General features: G+C 52.8%; 4 protein-coding genes, 4 tRNA genes and 1 rRNA gene. 1 reads left to right on the forward strand and 8 read right to left on the reverse strand.

Annotated features, from left to right (window positions below):
* From FT726_RS26145 to FT726_RS26165, 5 genes are all read right to left on the reverse strand, one after another.
* Window positions 1-259: GTP-binding protein (locus FT726_RS26145; protein WP_288424542.1), on the reverse strand; the 259-nt coding region annotated here is incomplete at its 3' end.
* A gap of 106 nt (window positions 260-365) precedes the next feature.
* Window positions 366-441, reverse strand: a tRNA-Thr gene (locus FT726_RS26150).
* Between the two features lie 5 nt (window positions 442-446).
* Window positions 447-521: transfer RNA gene (locus FT726_RS26155), tRNA-Gly, on the reverse strand.
* Between the two features lie 189 nt (window positions 522-710).
* A tRNA-Tyr gene (locus FT726_RS26160) sits at window positions 711-795 on the reverse strand.
* Window positions 796-802: 7 nt separating this feature from the next.
* A tRNA-Thr gene (locus FT726_RS26165) sits at window positions 803-878 on the reverse strand.
* A gap of 396 nt (window positions 879-1,274) precedes the next feature.
* On the opposite strand from FT726_RS26165, the gene coaA reads away from it, so the two are divergent.
* Window positions 1,275-2,225, forward strand: coding sequence for a type I pantothenate kinase (gene coaA, locus FT726_RS26170; protein WP_058759911.1), 951 nt, complete (start codon window positions 1,275-1,277; stop codon window positions 2,223-2,225).
* Between the two features lie 53 nt (window positions 2,226-2,278).
* Here the strand turns inward: coaA and birA are convergent, their stop codons facing one another.
* The 3 genes from birA to rrf all read right to left on the reverse strand — a co-directional run bounded on the left by birA (window position 2,279) and on the right by rrf (window position 4,541).
* A complete protein-coding gene (gene birA, locus FT726_RS26175) occupies window positions 2,279-3,241 on the reverse strand; it encodes a bifunctional biotin--[acetyl-CoA-carboxylase] ligase/biotin operon repressor BirA (RefSeq protein ID WP_346303732.1) in 963 nt (320 codons plus the stop codon).
* Complete coding sequence (gene murB, locus FT726_RS26180) at window positions 3,238-4,275, reverse strand: UDP-N-acetylmuramate dehydrogenase (protein WP_346303733.1); 1,038 nt, start codon at window positions 4,273-4,275, stop codon at window positions 3,238-3,240. Before murB ends, birA begins: the two co-directional genes overlap by 4 nt.
* A 150-nt stretch (window positions 4,276-4,425) precedes the next feature.
* Window positions 4,426-4,541: ribosomal RNA gene (gene rrf, locus FT726_RS26185) — 5S ribosomal RNA — on the reverse strand.
* Window positions 4,542-4,547 lie beyond the last annotated feature (6 nt).

Below are 4,547 nucleotides of genomic sequence, written 5' to 3' on the forward strand. Positions count from 1 at the left end.
CGGCGTGGCCTGGGCAGTCAACGTGTGCGTAGTGACGGGTCGGGGTTTCATATTCAACGTGAGAGGTGTTGATGGTGATACCACGAGCCTTCTCTTCTGGCGCGTTATCGATCTGATCGAATGCACGCGCCTGGCCGCCGTAGGTTTTAGCCAGAACGGTGGTGATTGCCGCAGTCAGAGTGGTTTTACCGTGGTCGACGTGACCGATGGTGCCCACGTTTACGTGCAGTTTGTTACGTTGAAATTGCTCTTTAGCCATCGCTTGTCCCTCTAAGACACGGATATATCAAAGATATCGTCACATTAACCAGGCAAAACCTGATGTTAGTTTTACAGAGAGAGAATCAGGAGAGAGATAAAGGAAGTGGTGCTGATACCCAGAGTCGAACTGGGGACCTCACCCTTACCAAGGGTGCGCTCTACCAACTGAGCCATATCAGCACATCTGGAGCGGGCAGCGGGAATCGAACCCGCATCATCAGCTTGGAAGGCTGAGGTAATAGCCATTATACGATGCCCGCATCCTGGAACTCGGCTACCTGTTCTTTCTGTAGCTTATGAATAATAAAAGAAGACCTTCTATTATTCGAGCCAGTCAGAGTTTCCGACTGACGGTGATCACGCTACTGCGCAATCTGAATTCGAAGGTGAGAGAGTTGAACTCACCCATCAGATAAGCCTTTATCTGACGCTCAACCGAGAGGTTGAGATGGTGGTGGGAGAAGGATTCGAACCTTCGAAGTCTGTGACGGCAGATTTACAGTCTGCTCCCTTTGGCCGCTCGGGAATCCCACCTACTTGATGGTGCCGGCTACCGGAATCGAACTGGTGACCTACTGATTACAAGTCAGTTGCTCTACCAACTGAGCTAAGCCGGCATCAAGTGACGCGCATTCTAGGAAGACCGGGTTCAGGATGCAACAAAAAAATTGCTAAATTTGCACTACCGCTTACTATTTGTGCAAATCCTCGCAAAACGCCCCGCCAGCGCAGCAAAAAGCAGCAAACATGGTGTGTTTTTCCGCCAGCCCACAGCCTGATTATTCTTTGATACTGCGTTAGCCTCATACTGTGATCATAAAAATGCGGGCCTGCTTACGAAAGCGTGCTCAGGTTTATCATTTTACTTCTTTTTAAAGTCACACTGGTGTTACCCTCCTGCCCATTGTTCTCGTTAAATTACCCCTGTGACGTACAACTGAGTTCGACACATCGCTGTATGCCTGTTGCTGCAAGGTGTTGATGAGCCAGAATTTGCGGTCAGATGCATGCTTATGAGTAAAAAAACGACGCCACTGACGACGCCCTACCTGCAGTTTGATCGCCAGCAATGGGCTGCGCTGAGAGATTCTGTACCGATGACGCTGGCCGCCAGTGAAATTGAACGGCTGCGCGGTATCAATGAAGATCTTTCGCTGGAAGAAGTTGCCGAGATCTATCTGCCGCTATCACGTCTGCTGAACTTCTATATCAGTTCAAATCTGCGCCGTCAGGCGGTGCTGGAGCAGTTCCTTGGCACCAATGGCCAGAAGATCCCGTACATTATCAGTATTGCCGGCAGTGTCGCCGTCGGTAAAAGCACCACCGCGCGCGTGTTACAGGCGCTGCTTAGCCGCTGGCCCGAGCACCGCAAGGTGGAACTCATCACCACCGATGGCTTTTTGCACCCTAATGCGGTGCTGAAAGAGCGCGGCCTGATGAAAAAGAAAGGCTTCCCGCAGTCGTATGATATGCATCGACTGGTGAAGTTCGTATCGGATTTGAAATCGGGCGCCAGTCAGGTCACCGCACCGGTGTATTCACACCTGATTTACGATGTCATCCCGGATGGCGATAAGGTGGTGCAGCAGCCGGACATCCTGATTCTGGAAGGGCTGAACGTCCTGCAGAGCGGTATGGATTATCCGCACGATCCGCATCATGTATTTGTCTCAGATTTCGTCGACTTTTCAATATATGTCGATGCGCCAGAAAATTTATTAGAGCGCTGGTACGTTAATCGCTTTCTTAAATTCCGCGAAGGTGCCTTCAGCGATCCGGACTCTTATTTCCACCACTATTCTCAGCTGCCTGAAGAGGAAGCAGAGAGTATTGCACGTGGGTTATGGAAAGAGATCAACTGGCTGAATTTAAAAGAAAACATCTTACCTACGCGTGAACGGGCCAGCCTGATCATGACCAAGTCTGCGGATCATGCCGTGCAAAGTGTACGGTTACGAAAATAGTATTAAAAACGCCCTGCTTTATCAGGGCGTTTAATGCATTACTGTTTACTGTGTTAATTAGCGGGACGTAATGAGATCTCGCCACCGACCCAGGATTTAATCTCACCATCCTGTTCCAGCAATAAACCGCCCTGCTTATCAATTCCGCGCGCAATGCCATGCACTTCACGATCGCCAATCAGCAGTTTTACCGGGCGATGGATAAAGTTATCCAGCGCTTCCCAGCGGCCGACAAACGGCGCCAGCCCATCGCGTTCAAACAGCGGTAAAGCTTCACGCAGACGGTTTATCAGCCTGGCGGCGAGTTCGTTACGATTGATCTTGATGCCCGCTTCCTGCAGATTGATCCAACCCTGATTGATTTCCGCCGTGCCTTCGCCCCGCATTACCAGGTTGATCCCCGCGCCCATCACAATTTGCGCCGCATCGCCGGTTTTACCGGTGAGCTCAACCAGAATACCCGCCAGTTTACGATCCTGCAGATAGAGGTCATTTGGCCACTTAACGCGGACGTCTGCCGCGCCCAGCGACTGGATAACCTCTGCCATCACGATACCAATCACCAGACTCAGGCCCATTGCCGCAGCTGGCCCCTGCTCCAGTCGCCAGTACATGGACATGTAGAGATTGGCGCCAAACGGCGAGAACCATTTCCGTCCGCGCCGGCCGCGCCCGGCCTGTTGATATTCCGCGATGCATGCATAGCCGGAGTTCAGCTGGTCCATGCGATCGAGTAAATACTGATTCGTTGAGTCAATAACCGGAATCACTGCGAGATCCGGCTGATGCAGATGCGCCAGTATCGCCTCTTCATTCAGCAGCTGAATGGGCGCTGGCAGGCTGTAGCCTTTCCCTGTCACGGTGTAGACATCCAGGCCCCAGCTTTTCAGCGTCTGAATATGTTTATTCACGGCAGCGCGGCTCATACCGAGCGCTTCACCCAGCTGTTCACCAGAGTGAAATTCGCCATCGGCCAGCAGGGCGACCAGTTTTAATGGAACGCTATGATCTTTCATGAAATCACCTCGACGGCGTTACGCTCGCCCTGCGCGCCAATAAACCGCACCTCTGGCTCCAGCCACACGGCAAATTTTTTCCCCACCTCCTGACGCACATGATGGGCCAGGGCGACAATATCCTGCGGTGTGGCATTGTCTTCATTGATCAGTACAAGTGCCTGCTGCCGATGCACCGCAGCGCCGCCAAGACGATAGCCTTTCAACGCACACTGATCGATCAGCCAGCCCGCGGCCAGCTTGACATCACCACTGTGCTGTGGATAGTGCGGCATAGCAGGATAGTGCGTGAGCAATGCCTCTGCCTGCTGAGTGGAAATCAGGGGGTTTTTAAAGAAACTGCCTACATTGCCTGTTATGCGCGGATCGGGCAGCTTACTTTGCCGCATATGGCACACCGCATTGAATACGTCCCACGCGCATACGGTGGCGGGATTGAGCTTCGCCAGATCGCCATAGCTCAGCACCGGTTTCCACTGCTTCGCCAGACGCAGCCCGACGGCCACAATCACATAGTCATGCTTCATCGCGTGTTTGAAGATGCTGTCGCGATAGCCAAACTGGCACTCATCACGGTGCAGACGCGTGACTGTGCTATCCGGCAGGTGTAACACCTCGACGTACTGGCAAATATCTTTAAATTCAACACCGTAAGCGCCAATGTTCTGGATGGGTGCCGATCCCGTCACGCCTGGAATCAGCGCCAGATTTTCCAGCCCGGTGAGGCCTCTCTTTAGAGTGTGCTCAACCAACTGATGCCAGTTTTCGCCAGCACCAACGTGCAGATGCCAGGCTTCGTCGTGCTCTTCCAGGGTGATGCCTTTAATCGCGTTTATCACCACGCAGCCGGCAAAATCTTCGAGGAACAGGACGTTACTGCCCTCGCCAAGCACCATAAACGGCTGATTATTTTGCTGGCTGGCGTGCCAGGCAGAGGAAATGGCTTCTGCGCTATCCGCAACAACAAGCTTTTCAGCCGCGATTGCAAGACCCAGTGTGTTGAACGCTTTCAGGGAAGTCTGAGGGCTGGACATGTTACGGCCTTTACTGATTAATCTGGCCGTAGTTTACCCGATTGCACGGTTTTACAGTGGGGAGTTTTCGCGTTTTTAGCGGTAAATTTGCCGCAGTACGGACGTAAAAAAGCCCCGGACTCTCGTCCGGGGCTTTTTTACTGGTTTGATGCCTGGCAGTTCCCTACTCTCGCATGGGGAGGCCCCACACTACCATCGGCGCTACGGCGTTTCACTTCTGAGTTCGGCATGGGGTCAGGTGGGACCACCGCGCTGTTGCCGCCAGGCAAATT

The sequence above is a fragment of the Pantoea sp. Morm genome (assembly GCF_016643525.1).
Classification (GTDB): domain Bacteria; phylum Pseudomonadota; class Gammaproteobacteria; order Enterobacterales; family Enterobacteriaceae; genus Pantoea; species Pantoea dispersa.

Bases quoted from the DNA above. Each gene is read 5' to 3' on its own strand.
- coaA (WP_058759911.1), top strand. From the start codon at position 1,275: ATGAGTAAAAAAACGACGCCACTGACGACGCCCTACCTGCAGTTTGAT.
- murB (WP_346303733.1), bottom strand. From the start codon at position 4,275: ATGTCCAGCCCTCAGACTTCCCTGAAAGCGTTCAACACACTGGGTCTT.
- birA (WP_346303732.1), bottom strand. From the start codon at position 3,241: ATGAAAGATCATAGCGTTCCATTAAAACTGGTCGCCCTGCTGGCCGAT.